Here is an 18788-nt window from a genome sequence, read left to right as displayed (position 1 = left end):
CCTGCCTCTGCCGTCGCCGCCGGTTCGGACCTTCGCTCTGCGGGGCGCCGCGCCCGACCGACCGGCTGGTCCCCACTCCCGCCTTCGCCGCCCGCTTGAACCCTCGCCCCGTGGGGCGCCGCGTCCGGCTGGGACGCCCGGCCCCGCCCCTTCCTGCGCCGTCGCCGCCGGTTTGAGCCGTCACCCTGTGGGGCGCCGCGCCCGACCGACCGGCCGGCCCCTTCCTCTCCTCTGTGGTGGGCGGTGTGGCAACGGGCACTGGAAACCACCCGCTCTGACAGGACCGCAGCGTCGAGATCATCGGGGCGGGCGGTCAGGTCCGGCGGGTCTCGGTGACGCCGGCGCCCGGGCGCCAGTGCCGGATCACCAGGCGGTCGCCCTCCACAGAGGTGAGGACCGCGTCGGTGAGCAGCAGCCGGAACAGGTGGAAGGGGCCCGCGGGTTGACCCGGGTCCCGGTGGCGCTCCACCTCCCCGGGGTCGGTGACCTCCACCGCCACCCCGGAGACCTTCGCGTCGCCCTCCTCCATCGGCTCGCCGGCCGCCACCTCGCCGGGGTTGGCGTGCATCGCGAAGCGGCCGTCCCGCTGCAGGTCGCGTGCCTTGACCGCGCCGGGCATCGAACCGAGGGCCAGGTCGGGCCCGCGGAAGGCCACCTCGGTGCCGCTGACCCGGGGCGCCCCGTCCCGGCGCAGGGTCGCCAGCACGTGGTGCGGCGTCCGGGCGAACCTCCGCCGGATCCGCTCGGCGAGCTCCGGCGCCTCCGCGGCGAACTCCTCCCAGGTGCGCGCCTCCCGCACGGTCCCGGCGTCCGTGGTCGAAACACTGCTGCTCTGCTCCATGCCGCCAGTCTGCGGCGGATTCCTGCCACCCCCTGTCAGGTCGGATCGCCGCCGCCCGGACCGCGGGGCGCGGTTGTCACTCCGGTGGCGGCGCGCCACGCTGGTGGGCATGGCCGATCCGCGAACCCCAGCGGCACTCGGCGACATCGACACCGCGGGCTTCGAGCGTGCGCTGCGCGCCGAGGTCTCCGGCGAGGTCGCCTTCGATGCCGGAGCACGAGCCCTGTACACCGCCGACGCCTCCAACTACCGGCACGTCCCGCTGGGCGTGGTCCTCCCGCGCACCGTCGACGACGTGATCGCCGCCGTCGCCGCCTGCGACGCCTACGGGGTGCCGCTCACCCCGCGCGGGGGCGGCACCAGCATCGCCGGCAACTCCATCGGCCCCGGCCTGGTCCTCGACGCCTCCCGGTATCTCACCGCGGTCGAGGAGGTCGACCCCGGCGCGCGCACCGCCCGGGTGCAGCCCGGCGTGGTGCTGGACGCGCTGCGCGCCGCGGCCGCCCCGCACGGCCTGACCTTCGGCCCCGACCCCTCCACGCACAGCCGCTGCACGCTCGGCGGCATGATCGGCAACAACGCCTGCGGCTCGCACTCGGTGGCCTGGGGGACCACCGCGGACAACGTCGAGGAGCTGGACGTGCTGCTGCACGACGGCACCCGGATGACGGTGGGCCGCACCTCGCGGGAGGAGTTCGACCGGGAGGCGGCCCGCCCCGGCCGCCGGGGGCGGGTCTACGCGGCCCTGCGCGACCTGGTCGACGCGTCAATGGGCGACCTGCGCACCGGCATGCCGCGGCTCTCCCGCCGGGTCTCCGGCTACGGGCTGGACCGGCTGCTGCCGGAGCACGGCGGGCACGTCGCCCGGGCGCTCACCGGGACCGAGGGCGGCTGCGTGACGGTGCTCGGCGCCACCGTGCGGCTGGTCCCGGTGCCGCCGGCGCGGGCGCTGGTGGTACTCGGCTACCCCGACGCCCCGGCCGCCGCCGACGCCGTGCCCGAGCTGCTGGAGCACGGCCCGCTCACCGTGGAGGGGCTCAACGAGCGCCTGGTGGCCGGGCTGGACCGGCCCGGGGCCCGCTCCGGGGTGTCCCTCCCCGACGGGCGGGCCTGGCTGATGGTGGAGGTGGCCGGGGAGGACCCGGCCGGCGCGGCGGCCGCGGGCGAGGCGATGGTGCGCGCGCTGTCCGCCGGGGCCCGGCCGACCGGTTCGGCCGTGGTCACCGACCCGGCGCACACCCGGGCGCTGTGGCGGATCCGGGAGGAGGGCGCCGGGCTGACCTCGCGCACCGCGGACGGCCGGGAGGCCTGGTCGGGCTGGGAGGACGCCGCGGTCCCGCCCGAGCGGCTCGGCTCCTACCTGCGCGGCTTCGACCGGCTGCTGGACCGGCACGGCCGGGACGGCGTGGCCTACGGCCACTTCGGCGAGGGCTGCCTGCACGTGCGGATCGACTTCGAGCTGGGCACGGCCGAGGGGCGGCGCGGGTACCGCGCGTTCCTGGAGGACGCCGCCGACCTGGTGGCCGAGCACGGCGGGTCGGTCTCCGGCGAGCACGGCGACGGCCAGGCCCGCTCGGAGCTGCTGCCCCGGATGTACCGGCCGGAGCTGATCCGGGCGTTCGAGGCGTTCAAGGCGGTGTGGGACCCGCGCGGGCTGATGAACCCGGGCGCGGTGGTGCACCCCCGGCCGCTCGACGCAGACCTGCGCGTCGCCGCCTCCGGGCGGCCCCCGCTGACCGTGCTCGCGCACGGCGCGGACCGCGGCGACTTCGCCAAGGCGCTGCGCCGCTGCTCGGGCGTGGGCAAGTGCCGCCGGCACTCCGGCCCCGGCGTGATGTGCCCCAGCTACATGGCCACCGGGGAGGAGAAGCACTCCACCCGGGGGCGGGCCCGGCTGCTGTTCGAGATGCTCAACGGAGAGGTGATCACCGACGGGTGGCGCTCCGAGGAGGTCCGCGACGGCCTCGACCTCTGCCTGTCCTGCAAGGGCTGCCTCAGCGACTGCCCGGTCGACGTGGACATGGCGGCCTACAAGGCGGAGTTCCTGCACCACCACTACAAGGGGCGGGTGCGCCCGGCCTCGCACTACTCGATGGGGTGGCTGCCGGTGTGGGCGCGGCTGGCCGGCCTGGCCCCGGCGGAGGTGAACCGGATCGGGCGGGCGGCGCCGGTGGCCGGCGCGGTCAAGCGGCTCGCCGGGATCGCCGCGGAGCGGTCGCTGCCGGAGTTCTCCCGGACCACGTTCCGGCGCTGGTTCCGGCGGCACCCGCCGGCCCCCGGCCACCGGGGGGAGGTGGTGCTGTGGCCGGACACCTTCGGCGACTGGATGCAGCCGGGGGTGCTGGTCTCGGCGGTGCGGGTGCTGGAGGACGCCGGGTTCCGGGTGGTGCTGCCCAAGGGGCCGGTCTGCTGCGGCCTGACCTGGGTCTCCACCGGCCAGCTGGGGGTGGCGCGCGCGGTGGCGCGGCGTGCCCTGCGCGCGCTGGCGCCGCTGACCGCGGCCGGGCTGCCGGTGGTGGGCGCGGAGCCGAGCTGCACCGCGGCGCTCAAGTCGGACCTGGTGGAGCTGGTGCCGGGGGAGGAGAGCGAGCGCACCGCCGCCGCGGTGCACACCCTGGCCGGCTTCCTCCGCGAGCACGCCCCGGACTGGGAGCCGCCCCGGGTGCGGGCCCGCGCGGTCGGGCAGGTCCACTGCCACCAGCACGCGGTGCTCGGCTTCGACGCCGACCGGGAGCTGATGGAGCGGGCCGGGATCGAGGTGGACCTGCCGGACTCGGGCTGCTGCGGCCTGGCCGGGAACTTCGGCTTCGAGGACGGGCACTACGAGGTGTCCCGGGCGATCGGCGAGCGGGTGCTGCTCCCGGCGGTGCGCGCGGCCGGCCCCGGCGACCTGGTGATCGCGGACGGCTTCAGCTGCCGCACCCAGATCGTCCAGGAGACCGGCCGCACCGCCGTCCACCTGGCCGAGGCCCTCGCCGCCGGCCTGCCGCCCGGCCCGCGCCCCCGGAACTGACCGCCGCCCTCCGGGGGACCCCGCCCCGGGCTGCCGCGCGGTGGTCCGGTGCGCTTCGCGGAACCGTAGTCGCGGGCCGGGGCGGGGCCGCGGCCGGCGGGCCGCTCGGCGCCGGGCGGGGGAGAAGGGGGGAGAACAGGGAAGGGGCCCCTGAACGCAGGAGCCCCTTCCGTCGGACCGATCGCGGGGGCGGGTCACACGCCCCAGAAGTCGCGGCCGCAGGGGTACTCGCTCTCCGAGAGGTACTCCGGGAGGTCGTCGCTGAGCAGCGCGGAGTGCTCGGCGGCGCTCATGTTGTACTCCTCGCGGGCGCCCATGCAGTCGTACATGTCGGCGAAGAGCGTCTCGATCTGCTCCACGCTGGCGCCCTCGTCGGTGGAGGCCTCGGCGAAGTCCTTCATCGAGCCGTCCAGGTCGTCGCTGAGGGTCTCCACCTCGTTGAGCAGGCCGGGCAGGTCGGCGGACTCGTAGGCGTCCTGGGCCTCCTGCTCCTGGGCGGCCTGCTCGTCCTCGGTGATGCCGAGCTGCTCGCGGAGGCCCGCGGCGTCGTCCTCGGAGGCCGCGAGCGACTCTTCGGCGCTGGTCTTGCCCAGGTAGAGCCAGACCGAGGCGCCGGCCCCGCCGAGGGCGAGGACGAGCACCACCACGAGCGTGATGATCAGGCCGGTGGGCCGCTTGCCGCCGGAGCCTGAGGAGGACGGGGAGGGGGACGGCGCCCCGGACGGGGGCCAGGGCTGCTTCGGACCGCCGGGGCCGACCGGGCCGCCGGGACCGCTCGGGGCACCGGGGCCCGCCGGGCCGCCCGCGGGACCACCGAGGCCGCCCGGAGGGGTGGGCCGGTTCGGCGGCATGCCAGCCGGGCCCGGCGCCCCGGGCACGGGGGGTCCGCCGGGCGGCGGGGTGCCGGGCGCTCCCTGAGCGCCGGGCGCCCCCGGGCCGGGTGCGGAGCCCCCGGTGGGGGCGCCGCGGTAGGGGTCGGAGGGGCCGGGGGGAGGAACAGGCGGGTTAGGGGACCCCATGGTTCTCCTGTCGTCGACGCTTCGTGGCCTGCGGTGCCGGTCGTCAGCGCCCACAGGCCGAGATTCTCTCAGGGGCCGTACGGCCGCGGGGTCCACTGCCGGCGGGAGTGCGGACAAGGACCGGCTCGGTCACCACGGTAGAGGTACTTGAACACGGATTGTCCCCAGGGGCGGTGGAAAACAGCGAATCGTCCGGCTTCGGCCGCGGGCCGAACGGGATCGGCGGGGCGGGAGGTCTCATGCGCCGCGGTCAGATCCCGGTCTGCTCGCGGATCAGGGCCAGTGCGCGCTCGGCCTCGGCGCGGACCCGGGGATCGCCGGGGTCGACGCCCTCGTCCAGGTGGATCCGCCAGTCGATCCGGGATCCGCCCGGGGGCCGCCGGGCCACCAGCCGGAACCCGGCGCCGCCGGCCCCGGGCAGCGGCACGTGCCGGCCGGCCACGATGGTCGAGGTGACCCGCTCGTGGACCACCTCGGGCAGGCGCCCCGGCTCGGCCACCGGGAAGACGTGCTCCCCGGAGCCCTCTTCGGTGAACCGGAGCCCCTCGTCGTCCCAGCGGGCGCGGTCGATCCGCTCCCAGGGCACCCGGTGCCCGCCGGGCAGGTGCAGCGCGCCGGTCGTGGCGACGAGCACGCCGCCGTCCCCGGCGGCGTGGGCGAGTACCCGCTCCCCCCGTTCCAGCCGCAGGCCGGATCGGACCTCTGGGGGAAGGGAGGTACGGCGGAAACGGCTCATGGAGCCACTCTAGAACCCCGAAGCGGACCGGAGGAGGGCCGGGCCTCCGCCTGCGGCCGGGGACCGGGTCCGCCCCGGCGGCGCCGACCGCCGGGCCCGCCGGCCCGGCCGGGCGCTCCGGAAGAGGCGGGACGCCGCCGTCCCCGGGCCGGCGGCGGGGCCGAGCGGTTCGGCCGCGCCCCGCTCGCTCGGCGCCGGCCGCCCACCGAGCGGGCGGGCGGCGCAGGGCGGCCGGGGCTAGATCCGGGAGTCCTGGGGCGGGACGGCCGCCGCGCCCTCCTGGTCCAGGTGCTCGCTCTCCTCCTGGGTGGGGCGGGCGAGGAAGTCCTTGACCGAGGTGACCGGGAGCCGCTCCTCCACCTTGCCGTAGACCGCCCGGCCCGCGCCGGCCACCTGGGAGCCGACGGCGTTCGCCGCGTCCTGCACCGCGGGGTTGCGCACGATCTTCCGGGCGGTGCCCGCGATCTGCTCGTAGCGGCCCCGGCCGGCCTTGGCCCCGAGGACGTAGCCGATCGCCAGGCCGGCGATGAAGGTGATCCGATAGCGCATGCGTCCCCCTTGGCGTCGGTACCGCTGTCGTGTCCGACGTTACCCGCCGGGCGGTGCGCCGACGGTGAGGCGGGCGCCCGGTGCCTCCCGAAAAGGTGTCACGAGCACGCTCCGGGGTGCGCTAGAGTAATACCTGTCGCCGAGGGGGACGCCCCCCGAAGCGGCAGGGAACACCATCCCGCGTAGCTCAATCGGCAGAGCAGCCGGCTGTTAACCGGCAGGTTATTGGTTCGAGTCCAATCGCGGGAGCAGTAGGCGAAAGGCCCTCTCGAAACGGGAGGGCCTTTCGTTTTGCGTGCATTTCCGGCCGGGCGCCGCGGGGAGCGGGCCCGGCCGGGGCCGGGGGTCACGTCCGGTCGGGGGAGAGGACGCCGACCGGGACGACCAGTGGGCCGCCGGTGACCGGGTCGGGGACGATCCGGGAGTCCAGCCCGAAGACGCCGGCGACCAGTTCGGGGGTGAGCACCTCGGCCGGCGGGCCGCAGGCGCGGATCTCCCCGGCGCGCATCGCGACCATCAGGTCGCTGTAGCGCGCCGCGAGGTTGAGGTCGTGCAGCACCATCAGCACGGTGCGGCCGTGCTCGGTGTTGAGTTCGCGGACCAGCTCCAGCACCTCGACCTGGTGGGCCAGGTCGAGGTAGGTGGTGGGCTCGTCGAGCAGCAGCAGGTCGGTGCCCTGCGCCAGCGCCATGGAGATCCAGGCGCGCTGCCGCTGGCCGCCGGAGAGCCGCTCCAGCGGGCGCTCGGCCAGCTCCAGCATGCCGGTCATCCGCAGCGCGTCGGCGATGGCCGCGGCGTCCTCGGCGGACCAGCGGCGGTACCAGCTCTGGTGCGGGTGGCGGCCGCGCGACACCAGGTCGGCCACTGTCAGCCCGGGCGGGGCCTGCGGCGCCTGGGGGAGCACCGCGACGGTCTGCGCCACCTCGCGCGGGGGCAGCGAGCCGACCGGCCGGCCGTCCAGGAGCACCTGCCCGGAGCTCGGCCGCAGCAGTCGGCCGAGCGCGCGCAGCAGGGTGGACTTGCCGCAGCCGTTGGGCCCGATGACGGCGGTCACCGCGCCGTCGGCGAGGGCGAAGTCGAGGTCGCGCGCGATGACCGCGTCGCCGTAGCCGAGGGTGGCCCGCTCGGCGCGGAGCCGGGCGCCCTCGGCCGGAGCCGGGGTGGAGGGATCGGCGGACGTCACAGGCGGGCCTCCCGGTGCCGGACGATGATGAGGTACATGAGGAACGGGGCGCCGAGCACCGCGGTGAAGACGCCCACCGGAAGCTGGATCGGGAACAGCCCGGCGGCCAGCTGGTCGGCGCCGAGGGTGAGCGCCCCGCCGAGCAGCGCCGAGGCCAGCACCGGGGGCTCGGGGGAGCGGCACATCCGGAGCGCGATCTGCGGCGCGGCCAGCGCGACGAAGTTGATCGGCCCGGCCGCCGCGGTGGCCGCGCAGACCAGCAGGGCGGCGCAGAACAGCAGGCCGGCGCGGACGCGGTCCACCCGCACCCCGAGGCCCAGGGCGGTGTCGTCGCCCAGCCCGAGCGCGCCCACGGTGCGCGCCGCGATCAGCGCGGTCGGCAGCAGCACCGCCAGCGCGACCGCGGCGGCGCCGACCCGCTCCCAGTCGGCGGCGTGCAGGCTGCCGGTGACCCAGGTCTGCGCGCGGGCGGCGTCCTGGACGTCGCTCCAGGTCATCGCCCAGTAGACCAGGTTGGAGCAGACCAGGGAGACGGCGATGCCGATGAGCAGCAGCCGGCCGCTCTGCACCCCGGCCCGCCAGGCCAGGGCGAAGACGGCGAACGCGGCGGCCAGGCCGCCGGCCACCGCGCCCGCCGGGACGCCGAACTGCGCGGCGGCCCCGCTGACCCCGCCGGCGCTGCCGCCGACCACGATCACCGCGACCGCCCCCACCGAGGCGCCCCAGCCGATGCCCAGGGTGTCCGGGCTGGCCAGCGGGTTGCGCGCGATGCCCTGGAGCAGCGCGCCGGAGAGCCCGAGCGCCGCGCCGACCAGCGCGCCGGTCAGGGCACGCGGCATGCGCAGCTCGAACACGATGAAGCGCTGCCCGTCGTCGCCCCCGCCGAGCAGCACCCGGACCACCTCGGCGATCCCCATCGGGTAGTCGTCGAAGGCGACCAGGGCGCGGGCGAACAGCGCCAGCAGTACCGCCGCGGCCAGCACGGACACCGCGGCCGCGCGCGGCCGCCAGGCCCACGAGGCGGGGCCGAGCCGCAGCACCCTGCGGCCGGGCGGGGCGTAGTCGCCGCTCTCTGCGGCGGCGGAGCGGGGCGTCATGGGGCGGTCGGTCCTCCGGGTTCGGTCGGGCGGGCGGGGGAGGGGGAGGAGGCGAGGGCGGGCGTGCCGCCGGCCGGTGCTCCGCGCCCTGCGGGGCGGCCTCCGCGGCCGCGCCCGGCCGCGAACGGCGCGGGCCCCGGTCCGCGCTCGGTCCTGCGGTTCGGCGGGGGCATCAGGCGGCGACCTGCCGGCCTCGGCGGATCAGCGCGATGAAGAACGGGCCGCCGAGCACGGCCAGCACGATGCCGACCTCCACCTCGCCGGTGCCGCGGACCACCCGCCCGATGACGTCGGCCACCAGGATGAGGCAGGCGCCGGAGAGCGCGGCGTAGGGCACGGTCCACCGGTGGTCGTGCCCGGCGAGCGCGCGGGCCAGGTGCGGTGCGGCCAGCCCGACGAAGCCGATCGGCCCGGCGGCGGCCACCGCGGCCCCGGTGAGCAGGGCGATGCCGGTGACGCCGAGGGCGCGGACCCGGCGCACCCGCCGGCCCAGGGCGGTGGCCACGTCGTCGCCGAGGGCGAGCGCGTTCAGCCCCGGGGCGTTGGCCGCGGCCAGCACCAGCCCGGCGGCGATGAACGGCAGCACCTGCCAGAGCACCTCCACCGGCCGGCCGCCCAGCGCGCCGATCCGCCAGAACCGGTACACCTCCAGGCTGGCCTGGTCGAGCAGGACGATCGCCGAGGTCACCCCGGCGAGCAGGGCGGACATCGCGGCCCCGGCCAGCACCAGGGTGACCGGGGTCGGGCCGCCGGAGCCGCCGGAGGCGACCGCGAACACCACCGCGGCGGCGATCACCGCGCCGGCGATGGCGAGCCAGATGTAGGAGGTGAGGTCGGTCATGCCGAACAGGAAGACGCCCAGCACCACGCCGAGCGCGGCCCCGTACGCGACGCCGAGCAGGGACGGGTCGGCGATCGGGTTGCGGGTGTGGCTCTGCATCAGCACCCCGGCCGCGCCCAGCGCGGCGCCGACGGCGATGCCCAGGCCGGTGCGGGGCAGCCGGAGCGCCCAGACGATGGCGTCGGCCTCGCCGCCGTCCGGGGCGAGCAGCGCCTGCCAGACCTCGGCCGGGGACAGGGCGCGGCCGCCGATCAGCACGCTCGCGGCGGTGCAGAGCGCGAGCAGGACGAGCAGCACCGCCAGGCCGGCCAGGCGGCGGGAGCGGGCGGCGGCGCCGAAGGCGGGCGCGCCGCCGAGCGGGGGCGCGCCCGGTGCGGCCGGGGCGGTCGGTGTCACGGGAGGCGGACTCCTCTGGGCGGGGCGGGCGGGGGCGTGCGGGCGGCGGAGAGGCCCAGGTCACCGTACTGGACAAATGCCGCGTTCATCCGCATACTGCCTGATCGTGGGCGAGCGCCCGCTTAGGCAAGACAAACCTAAACCATTAAGAGGTCGGCGATGTCCCCCACTCCAGTCCGCAGGTCCGCGACGTCCCTGATCGGGGCGGTCACCGCGGCGGGCGCCCTGCTGCTGACCGCCGCCTGCGGCGGGGGCGGCGAAGAGGAGCCGGCCGGCGAGTCGGCCGGCGCCGGCTACCCGATGACGGTCGAGCACGCCATGGGCGAGACGGTCATCGAGTCCGAGCCGTCCACCGTGGTGGTGCTGGACACCAGCTACCTCGACTCCGCGATCGCGCTGGAGATGGACGTGATCGGCCGCACCGACTACTCCGACGGCGGCGGCCTCCGCGACTACCTGGGCGAGGAGGGGGAGACCTACGCCGGCGACGCCGAGGTGGTGGGCAGCCTGGAGGCGCCCGACCTGGCCGAGATCGCCGAGCTCCAGCCGGACCTGATCCTCTCCGCCAAGGTCCGCCACGAGGACGTCTACGACCAGCTCTCCAAGATCGCGCCGACGGTGTTCTCCGAGACCACCGGGGCGACCTGGAAGGAGAACCACCTCATGGTGGGCGAGGCGGTGGGCAAGGCCGACCTCGCCGAGCAGCAGATCGAGGAGTACGAGCAGCGCGCCGCCGAGCTCGGCGAGGACATCGCCGAGGCCAACGGCGGCGAGGCCCCCACCATGACGCTGGCCCGCTTCGCCGGGGAGCCCACGGTCCGGCTGTACGGGGCCGAGTCCTTCCCCGGCATCATCCAGTCCGACGTGGGGCTGCCCGTGCCCGAGGACGCGCCGAAGCCGCCCGAGGGCGACATCATGGTGCCGCTCGGCCCGGAGGAGATCCTCGACCTGGACGCCGACCACATCTACGTCTCCACCTGGGACGACGGCACCGGCGACTCGGCCGACAAGGCGAAGGAGTTCACCGGGAACCCGCTCTGGGACCAGCTGGAGGGGGAGAAGCACGAGGTCGACGACAACGTGTGGGTGAGCTCGGTCAGCCTGCAGGGCGCGAACGCGGTGCTGGACGAGATGGCCGAGGCCTTCGGCGTCTGACGCCTCCCGTGCCCGGGGGCGCCCGGGCGTCACCGTCGATCCCGGCACCGCGGGAGCAGAGCGCTCCGACCTCCCGCGGCGCCGGGATCAACGCCGTCAGGGCTTGCGCGCGACCCCGCCGACGATGATCGCCCGGTTGCGCACCGGCATGCTGTACCCCCCCGCCCTCAGGCCGTCCCTGGCCTGGGGGCGCCAGTCGTTGAGCGGGACCAGGCCGGGCGGGACCAGGGTCCAGTCGTGGAAGTAGCGGGCGATCTCCGCCTCGGTGCGCCACCGGCCGGTGCCCAGCCGCTCCAGGAAGGCCCGCTCCAGCGCCGCGGCGCGCTCCGCGCTCCGCGGCGCCCGGGAGGCGTCGGGGAGGCAGAAGTGGCTGACGGCGACGTGGCTCCCGGGGGCCAGCGCGTCCAGCAGGCGCCGGGTGCAGCCCGCCGGGTCCTCGCCGTCCTGCAGGTGGTGCAGGATCCCGCCGAGGATCAGCCCGACCGGCCGCTCGATGTCGATCAGGCCGGTCGCGGCCGCCCGGGCCAGCACGTCGTCCGGTTCGGTCAGGTCGGCCCGGACCACGGTGACGCTCCGGTCGTCGGCGAGCAGGGCGCGCCCGTGCGCCAGCACCATCGGGTCGCTGTCCACGTAGACGACCCGGGCCTCGCGCGGGGCGCCGGCGCTGCGGCCCCGCTCCTGCAGGGTCTTGCGGACGATCTCGTGCACGTTGCCGTCGGAGGGCAGCCCGGAGCCGATGTCCACGAACTGCTCCAGCCCGGCCTCGGCGGTGAGGTAGCGGGTGGCCCGCTGGACGAACGCCCGGTTGCCCAGGGCCAGGTCGGTGACGCCGGGGACGACCCCCTCGGCGTAGTTGGCCATGTCCCGGTCGACCTCGAAATGGTCCTTGCCGCCCAGGTAATAGGAGTAGACCCGTGCGATGGAGGGGCGGGACATGTCGATCTCGGGCGGCTCGCGGTACTTCTGACCGGTCCTCTTCAGGAATTCCGGTGGGTCGAGTCCGGCCATCGGCGTCCTGCTCCGCTTCGCGACTGGGGGGTGCGGTTACGCCTCGGAGTGTATTCCTAACAAGGGGACTTGGTAACCGCCGTCGTGATCCTGTTCGCAAAAAGTCGGGACCGAATCCCTATTCACAGAATTCTTTTTCCATGATAAGAGTCCGCCCCGGAACCGGTCCCGGTCCCGGGGCGGACGGCACTGCCGGAGGGGCCGTCAGCCGATCCCCCGGCCGGCGTAGTCCGGGGCCGGCCCGGCCAGCCCGGCGAGCCGCTCGGCGACCTCGGCCGGGAACGGCGTGCTGCGCCCCTGCTCCTGGTCGACGTGGAGCGCCATGACCTCCTCGGTGGCGCGCACGATCCCGTCCAGCCGCATCTCGTGGCAGAGCCGCACCTTCTTGGCGCCGGCCTCCACCACCACGGTGGACACCTCCAGCTCGGCGCCGGGCGGCACCTCGCGCAGGTAGCGCACGTGCGCCTCCACGGTGTAGAGCGAGTTGCCGGTGGCCTCCCGGTAGCCGGCGCCCAGGCCGACCCGCTCCATCAGCGCGTCCGTGGCGAAACCGAAGACCAGCACGTAGTAGGCCTCGCTGAGGTGGCCGTTGTAGTCGATCCACTCGGGCAGCACCCGCTGCCGGAACACCTCGGCCATCAGCCCCGCCCGCCTTCGCGCGCGGCCTGCGCCGCCTCTTCGGCCTCGACCTCGGCCAGCGCCCGCATCACCGCGATCATCCGGCGGTCGCGCTGCTCGATCAGCTCCGCGGTGGACCGGCCGGCCACCACCTCGTCGGTGCCCGCGACCATCGCGTCGCGCAGCTCCCGGGTCAGCTCGGGGGCTTCCAGCCGCGTCCAGGGCGACTTCAGGGACGGACCGAAATGGTCGAGCATGTGCGCCATGCCGCCCTCGCCGCCGGCCAGGTGGAAGGTGAGGCAGGGGCCGAAGAAGGCCCAGCGCAGCCCCATGCCCGCGGTCATCGAGCGGTCGATCTGCTCGACCGTGGCCTCGCCGTTGGCCACCATGTGCAGCGCCTCGCGCCAGGCGGCCTCCTGGATCCGGTTGCCGATGAAGCCGGGCAGCTCCCGGTCCATCTCGATGACCTCCTTGCCGGCGGCCCGGTAGAACTCCGCGGCCCAGGAGACCGCCCAGTCCCCGGTGGACTCGCCGCCCACCACCTCCACCAGCGGCACCAGGTAGGGCGGGTTGAACGGGTGGCCGACCACCAGCCGCTCCGGGCGGGCCGCCTTCACCTGCATGTCGGTCATCGAGTAGCCGGAGGTGGAGGAGCCCACCACGACCCCGGCGGGGGCGGCCTCGTCGATCTCGGCGAGCAGGTCGCGCTTGAGGTCCAGTCGCTCCGGGGCGCTCTCCTGGACGAAGTCGGCGCCGGCCACCGCCTCGGCGAGCGTGGCGGCGACGCGCAGCCGGTCGGTCGAGGCGCCCTCGGCGAGGCCGAGCCGCTCCAGCGCGGGCCAGGCCGCGTCCACCAGGGCGCGCAGCCGCTCCTCGGCGTCGGGGGCCGGGTCCCAGGCGACCACGTCGTAGCCGCGGGCCAGGAAGTGGGCGACCCAGCCGCCGCCGATGACGCCCGCGCCGATGCACGCCACGGTGCGCACGTCGCTGGGGGCGGTCCGGGCCGCGGGGCTGCTCTGTTCGGGCATGCGAATGGTTCCTTCACTAGTGCGCGGGGGCGGAGAGGTGCGGGGGGTGAAGAGCGGGGGGAAGGACGGGGAGGGCGGCGGCCGGGGCCGGGCAGTGCGGCGCCGCGCCCCGGCGGGGCCGTCGGGGCGCCCTCGGGAACCGCTCCCTCCCAGGGGCGGGGCGCGGGCGGGGCCTCTCCCCGGGGCCCGGGGGTCCCGGCGCTCCCCGCCCCGAGGACGGCCGGGGCGGGGAGCGCCGGAACCCCCGGGAGGGGAGGTTCTCCGCCGGCGGGCTAGCGGGCGCTGCGCAGCTTGAGCTTGGCCCGGGTCTCGTCGGGGGTGACCACCCGGGCGCCGAGCGCCTCGATGATGCCGCGGGCCTTCTCCACCAGCTGGCCGTTGGTGGCCTTGACCCCGCGGCTCAGGTAGAGGTTGTCCTCCAGCCCGACCCGGGCGTGCCCGCCGAGCAGCACCGACTGCGCCACCCAGGGCATCTGCATCCGGCCGATGGCGAAGCTGGCCCACTCGGCGCCGGGCGGCAGCAGCCGGACCATGGACTGCAGCACCCCGGGGTCGGCCGGCGCGCCGTAGGGGATGCCGGTGCACAGCTGGAACATGCTCGGGTCGTCGATCAGGCCCTCGGCGTACATCTGCTTGGCGAACCACAGGTGGCCGGTGTCGAAGATCTCCAGCTCCGGGCGGACGCCCAGCTCCTGGATGCGCTTGGCGCCGGCGCGCAGCATGTCCGGGGTGGAGATGTAGACGCTGCTGCCGTCGCCGAAGTTGAGGCTGCCGCAGTCCAGGGTGCAGATGTCCGGCAGCAGCTCCTCCACGTGCGGCAGCCGGTCCAGCCCGCCGACCAGGTCGGTGCCGGCGCCGAAGGCGAACGGGTCGTCGGTCCCGATCTCCAGGTCGCCGCCCATCCCGGCGGTGAGGTTGATGACGATGTCGGTGCCGGTCTCCTTGATCCGCTCCACGACCTCCCGGTAGAGCGCGTTGTCCCGGGAGGGGGCGCCGGTCTCCGGGTCGCGGACGTGGATGTGCACCGCGCTCGCGCCGGCCTCGGCGGCCTCCACCGCCGAGGCGGCGATCTGCGCCGGCGTCACCGGGACGTGCGGGCTGCGGCCCACGGTGTCCCCGGCGCCGGTGAGCGCGGCGGTCAGGATGACCTCGGTGTTCATGGTCTCGTTCACGGCTTCTCCCCGTTCCTCGGGTCGGCCGCGGCACCGGCGGGCGGGCCGGTGCGCGGTTCGGTCTGCTCGGTCTGCTCGGTTCCGGCCCGGTCCTCTGCGGCCCGCTCGGCGGCCGGATCCGGGCCGGTCCGGTCCCCGGCCGCGCCGGGGGCCTCGATCCAGGTGGCGACGTAGTCGGTCAGCACGGCGCGCATCCGCTCCGCGGTCCGCCCGGGGCGGCCGGTGAGCACCTGGATGCCCAGGCCGTCGATGAGGGCGGTCAGCCGGACGGTCGTCGACTCGGCGTCCAGGTCCGCGCGGAACACCCCGGCGGCGGCGCCGTCCCGCAGCGTCCGCGCGATGGTGTCGTGCCAGCGCTGGTAGGAGGCGGCGTGCAGGTCGCGCAGCTCCGGGTGGAGCATGCTCTCGGTCCACACCTGCAGCCAGATCGACCACTCCAGGGTCAGGTGGCCCGGGGCGGGCAGCTGCAGGTCGATCAGCCGGTACAGCCGCTCCCGGGCGTCGGCGATCCCGTGCAGCGCGGCGACCTGGCGGTCGAAGGCCTGCTTGACCGAGGAGCGCAGGGTCTCGTCGAGCAGGTCGCGCAGGGTGGGGAAGTGGTAGTGGATGGTGGCGCTGGAGGTGCCGCAGGCCTCGGCGATGTCGGCGATGCGCACCGAGTGGTAGCCGCGCTCGGCGATCAGTCGCCAGGCGGCGTCGGTGATCTGCCGGCGCCGGCCGTGCTCGCGGGCGGCCCGGCGGTCCTCGGCGGCGTCCGGCGGCGGCCCGGAGGGCACCGCGCTGCCGGGGTCGGCCGAGACGGCGCTGGAGCGCCCGTCCTCGGAGCCGTTGATCAGCCAGTTGACCGTGACGCCCGCGGTGTCGGCGACCCGGACCAGCTCCTCGGCGGAGAAGCGCCGGGTGCCGTTGAGGGACTTGGACAGCTTGGAGGGCTCCAGGTCGATCGCGGCGGCGAACTCCCGCTGCGGGCGCCCGGAGCGGCGGATCACGTCGCGGACCCGCGCATGCAGGCCCTCCAGGGGGTCGCTCGTCTCGCTCACGGTCGGCGACCGTATCAGCTGGATGGCGATAATCGCAACGACGGGCCCGCACTGAAAGCACCGATATCTCCGCTGAACAGGAGATTCAATGGATCCGTTGCGCCCTTGCTGACTGAAGAATCAGGACGGTTCGGGGCGGTTCGAAGCGCACCCGGCCCTGGAGGTACCCCGTACCGAGGGGAACGAACGGGAGCGCCCCCGCGCCCGCGGGGCGTCCGGCGGGGCGGGGGCGCTTCCCGGCGTCGACCGCGGGGGCGGCCGTGCGGCGGCGGACCGGGCCCGGAGGCCGGGCCCGCCGGCCGCGGGTCACAGCCCGGGGATGCCGGTGTAGTTCTCGGCGAGCGAGCCGGCCGCCGCCCGGGACGCGGCGATGTGCTCCAGGTGCGAGAGCTGCAGCCGGGCCTCGAACGGGGAGGCCTCCGGGTCGGGGTGGAGCAGCGTCGTCATCCAGTAGGAGAAGTGCTCGGCCCGCCACACCCGGCGCAGCGCCGTCTCGGAGTAGCCGTCCAGGAGGCTCCGGTCGCCGCCGTGCCAGGAGTGCAGCGCCTCGGCGAGCAGGATGACGTCGTGCAGTGCCAGGTTCAGGCCCTTGGCCCCGGTCGGCGGGACGATGTGCGCGGCGTCGCCGGCCAGCAGCAGCCGGCCGTGCTGCATCGGCTCGGTGACGAAGCTGCGCATCGGGGTGACGCCCACGTCGGTGATCGGGCCGCGGTTGGGGCGCGCGTCCGCGCCGTCCAGGGCCAGCCGGGCGTCCAGCTCCGCCCAGATCCGCTCGTGCGTCCAGTCCGCCGGGTCGGTCCCGTTGGGCACCTGCAGGTAGAGCCGGCTGACCTTGTCCGAGCGCATGCTGTACAGCGCGAAACCGCGGTCGTGCCGGGCGTAGACCAGCTCGTCGCAGGCGGGCGCGGCGTCGGCCAGGATGCCCAGCCAGCTGAACGGGTAGGTCTTGGCGAAGGTGCGCACCCGGTCCGCGGGCAGCGCGGCGCGCCCGATGCCGTGGAACCCGTCGCAGGCCACCACGTGCTCGCACTCCAGCACCTCCTCGCGGCCGCCCCGGGTGTACCGGATCCGCGGCCGGGCGCCGCCCTCCTCCGCGATGTCCTCGATCGCGGCCGCCTCCGCCTCGAAGCGCAGGTCGCCGCCGTCCGCCAGCCGCCGGGCGATGAGGTCCTTGACGATCTCGGTCTGGGCGTAGAGCACCACGTCGCGGCCGGTGAGCTCGCGGAAGTCGATGCGGTGCCCGCGCCCGCCGAAGCGCAGCTCGATCCCCTCGTGCACGAACCCCTCGCGGTCCAGCCGGTCGCCGACGCCCGCGGCGCGCAGCGCGGCCGCGGGCCCGTGCTCGACGACCCCGGCGCGCTGCCGGCCCTCGCAGTGGCCGCGGTCGCGCCGCTCCAGCACGACGGAGTCGATGCCGCGCAGGTGCAGCAGGTGGGAGAGGAACAGGCCGGCCGGGCCGGCGCCGATGATGCCGACGGTGGTGCGCATGGGAAGCCTCGGTCTCGTGGGGCAGGGGAGGGGTGGGCGGGGGTCAGTCGGTCTCTTCGGCGAGGACGCCGCGGGCGACGGCGAACGCCTTGTTCGCCGCGGGCACGCCGCAGTAGACCGCGGCCTGGAGGAACACCTCGCGGATCTCCGCGTCGGACAGGCCGTTGCGCTTGGCCGCGCGGACGTGCATGGCCAGCTCGTCCCAGTGGCCCTGGGCCACCATCGCGGTCAGCACCATGCAGCTGCGGGTGCGCCGGTCCAGGGTGCCGCCGGTCCAGATCTCGCCCCAGGCGTAGCGGGTGATGAAGTCCTGGAAGGGGGCGGTGAAGTCGGTGGCGGCCGCGGTCGCCCGGTCGACGTGGGCGTCGCCGAGCACCTCCCGGCGGACCTTCATGCCCGCCTCGTGGCGGTCCCGGTCGGCGGAGTCGGGGGCGTGCGGTCGGTCGGCGGTCATCGGTCCTCCATCAGCGGTCGGGTGGTCGGAGAGGGGCGGGCGGGGAAGCCGGGATCAGGGTTCCGGCCGCCCGGCCCGGGGCGATGATCTTGGCGTTGCCGCCCTATGAACGCGCGTCGACAGGGCCGCGACGTCAAGACCATCGGGGGAGGGGAGGCGGCGGGGACGCCCTGTTCAGCGCCGGGTCAGGTGCTCGGTCAGCAGCGGGTTCACCTGGTCGGCGCACTCCCAGGAGGCCAGGTGCGCCCCGCCGTCCAGCACCTGCAGCCGGGCGCCGGGGACCAGGCCGGCGATGGTGCGCGCGTGCTCCGCCGGGGTGGCCGGGTCCTCCCCGCCGGACAGGACCAGGGTCGGCGCGCCGATCCCGGGCAGCTCCGGGCGGAGGTCCATGGCGGCGATCGCCTCGCAGCAGCCGGCGTACCCCTCGGCGGGGGCGGCGGCGACCATGGCGCGCATCCGCGCCGCGGTCTCCGGGTTCCGCTCCGCGTAGGCGGGGGTGAACCAGCGGTCCACCACCGCCTCTGCGACCGCCCCGGCGCCCCGGGCGCGCACCGCCTCGGCCCGCGACGTCCACCCCTCGGGCGGCCCGAGCAGCGCCGAGGTGCACAGCAGCGCCAGCCGGTCGATCCGCTCCGGGTGCACCGCGGCCGCCCACATGCCGACCATCCCGCCCAGCGACAGCCCGGCGACCGAGGCCCGCTCGGCGCCGATCCGGTCGAGCAGCCGGATCAGGTCGGCGCCCAGGTCGGCGATCCGGTAGGGGCCGGGCGGCACCGGGGAGCCGCCGTGCCCGCGGTGGTCGTAGCGGACCACCCGCAGCCCGGCGGCCAGCAGCGGGCCGACCTGCGGCTCCCACATCTCCAGGGTGCTGCCCAGCGACCCGGCCAGCACGACGGTGGGCGCGCCCGCCGGTCCGTCCACGACCGCGTGCACGTCGACCGGGTCGATCTCGGTGGTCATCGGATTCCTTCCGGATGCTCGGGGGAGGCGTGCTCCGCAGGATGCCAGAGGCGCTTCGGAACCGGCCCGGCCCCGCTCCGGGGCGGGGCGCTCCGTCTCCGGTCGCGCCGGGGTGCGGGTGCGCCGACCCGGCCCGGGGCGAGGGAGGGGAGGGCCTGTCCGCCGCCCGGCGCCGGACGCGCGGGCCCGG

The 18788-nt window shown here is 75.9% G+C and carries 17 protein-coding genes and 1 tRNA gene; 3 read left to right on the top strand and 15 right to left on the bottom strand.

Translation table 11 applies throughout. The annotated features are described in order from the left end of the window. Positions 1–313 precede the first annotated feature (313 nt). A complete protein-coding gene (locus D459_RS0127925; RefSeq protein ID WP_020380366.1) occupies positions 314–841 on the bottom strand; it encodes a pyridoxamine 5'-phosphate oxidase family protein in 528 nt (175 codons plus the stop codon). Between the two features lie 109 nt (positions 842–950). Between D459_RS0127925 and D459_RS0127920 the strand changes: the two genes are divergently transcribed. Further along, on the top strand, positions 951–3854 hold the full coding sequence (locus D459_RS0127920; RefSeq protein ID WP_017596289.1) for an FAD-binding and (Fe-S)-binding domain-containing protein: 2904 nt from the start codon (positions 951–953) through the stop codon (positions 3852–3854). Positions 3855–4048: 194 nt separating this feature from the next. Here D459_RS0127920 and D459_RS0127915 read toward each other — a convergent pair whose 3' ends face one another. The 3 genes from D459_RS0127915 to D459_RS0127900 all read right to left on the bottom strand — a co-directional run bounded on the left by D459_RS0127915 (position 4049) and on the right by D459_RS0127900 (position 6158). Then, positions 4049–4501 carry a hypothetical protein gene (locus D459_RS0127915; RefSeq protein ID WP_241485144.1) on the bottom strand — a complete coding sequence of 151 codons (453 nt, stop codon included), beginning with the start codon at positions 4499–4501 and terminating at the stop codon, positions 4049–4051. A gap of 622 nt (positions 4502–5123) precedes the next feature. Next, positions 5124–5609, bottom strand: a complete 486-nt coding sequence (locus D459_RS0127905; RefSeq protein WP_026120819.1) for a hypothetical protein — start codon at positions 5607–5609, stop codon at positions 5124–5126. Between the two features lie 237 nt (positions 5610–5846). Further along, positions 5847–6158: a hypothetical protein gene (locus tag D459_RS0127900; RefSeq protein WP_017596287.1), complete on the bottom strand. Its 312-nt coding sequence runs from the start codon at positions 6156–6158 to the stop codon at positions 5847–5849. Positions 6159–6334: 176 nt separating this feature from the next. Here D459_RS0127900 and D459_RS0127895 point away from each other — a divergent pair. After that, positions 6335–6407: transfer RNA gene (locus D459_RS0127895), tRNA-Asn, on the top strand. 97 nt (positions 6408–6504) lie between these two features. On the opposite strand, the gene D459_RS0127890 is transcribed toward D459_RS0127895, so the two are convergent. From D459_RS0127890 to D459_RS0127880, 3 genes are all read right to left on the bottom strand, one after another. After that, entirely contained in the window at positions 6505–7341 is an 837-nt protein-coding gene (locus D459_RS0127890; protein WP_017596286.1) for an ABC transporter ATP-binding protein, read from the bottom strand. Beyond that, positions 7338–8438: a FecCD family ABC transporter permease gene (locus D459_RS0127885; protein WP_017596285.1), complete on the bottom strand. Its 1101-nt coding sequence runs from the start codon at positions 8436–8438 to the stop codon at positions 7338–7340. Before D459_RS0127885 ends, D459_RS0127890 begins: the two co-directional genes overlap by 4 nt. A gap of 172 nt (positions 8439–8610) precedes the next feature. Continuing rightward, entirely contained in the window at positions 8611–9675 is a 1065-nt protein-coding gene (locus D459_RS0127880; protein WP_017596284.1) for a FecCD family ABC transporter permease, read from the bottom strand. A 159-nt stretch (positions 9676–9834) separates the two neighbouring features. Here D459_RS0127880 and D459_RS0127875 point away from each other — a divergent pair, with 159 nt between their 5' ends. Continuing rightward, on the top strand, positions 9835–10830 hold the full coding sequence (locus D459_RS0127875; RefSeq protein ID WP_017596283.1) for an ABC transporter substrate-binding protein: 996 nt from the start codon (positions 9835–9837) through the stop codon (positions 10828–10830). Positions 10831–10926: 96 nt separating this feature from the next. Here D459_RS0127875 and D459_RS0127870 read toward each other — a convergent pair whose 3' ends face one another. The 8 genes from D459_RS0127870 to pcaD all read right to left on the bottom strand — a co-directional run bounded on the left by D459_RS0127870 (position 10927) and on the right by pcaD (position 18598). Continuing rightward, positions 10927–11838, bottom strand: coding sequence for an SAM-dependent methyltransferase (locus D459_RS0127870; protein WP_017596282.1), 912 nt, complete (start codon positions 11836–11838; stop codon positions 10927–10929). 204 nt (positions 11839–12042) lie between these two features. Further along, positions 12043–12477 (bottom strand): thioesterase family protein, encoded by a 435-nt coding sequence (locus D459_RS0127865; RefSeq protein ID WP_017596281.1) that lies wholly within the window; start codon positions 12475–12477, stop codon positions 12043–12045. Further along, complete coding sequence (locus D459_RS0127860; protein WP_017596280.1) at positions 12477–13484, bottom strand: 3-hydroxyacyl-CoA dehydrogenase NAD-binding domain-containing protein; 1008 nt, start codon at positions 13482–13484, stop codon at positions 12477–12479. The genes D459_RS0127865 and D459_RS0127860 overlap by 1 nt, the downstream gene beginning before the upstream one ends. A gap of 272 nt (positions 13485–13756) precedes the next feature. Next, positions 13757–14656 (bottom strand): BKACE family enzyme, encoded by a 900-nt coding sequence (locus tag D459_RS0127855; RefSeq protein WP_017596279.1) that lies wholly within the window; start codon positions 14654–14656, stop codon positions 13757–13759. Further along, positions 14653–15696, bottom strand: coding sequence for a TetR/AcrR family transcriptional regulator (locus D459_RS33105; protein ID WP_020380365.1), 1044 nt, complete (start codon positions 15694–15696; stop codon positions 14653–14655). Before D459_RS33105 ends, D459_RS0127855 begins: the two co-directional genes overlap by 4 nt. Before the next feature lie 306 nt (positions 15697–16002). After that, positions 16003–17184 carry a 4-hydroxybenzoate 3-monooxygenase gene (locus tag D459_RS0127845; protein ID WP_017596277.1) on the bottom strand — a complete coding sequence of 394 codons (1182 nt, stop codon included), beginning with the start codon at positions 17182–17184 and terminating at the stop codon, positions 16003–16005. 43 nt (positions 17185–17227) lie between these two features. Then, positions 17228–17638, bottom strand: a complete 411-nt coding sequence (gene pcaC / locus D459_RS0127840; RefSeq protein WP_017596276.1) for a 4-carboxymuconolactone decarboxylase — start codon at positions 17636–17638, stop codon at positions 17228–17230. 174 nt (positions 17639–17812) lie between these two features. Next, positions 17813–18598 (bottom strand): 3-oxoadipate enol-lactonase, encoded by a 786-nt coding sequence (pcaD, locus tag D459_RS0127835; protein WP_017596275.1) that lies wholly within the window; start codon positions 18596–18598, stop codon positions 17813–17815. Between the last annotated feature and the right edge of the window lie 190 nt (positions 18599–18788).

It is taken from the genome of Nocardiopsis potens DSM 45234 (assembly GCF_000341105.1).
GTDB classification, from domain to species: Bacteria; Actinomycetota; Actinomycetes; order Streptosporangiales; family Streptosporangiaceae; genus Nocardiopsis_A; species Nocardiopsis_A potens.
Note: the sequence above shows the minus strand (reverse complement) of the source record. Positions and strands in the feature narration are given on the sequence as shown.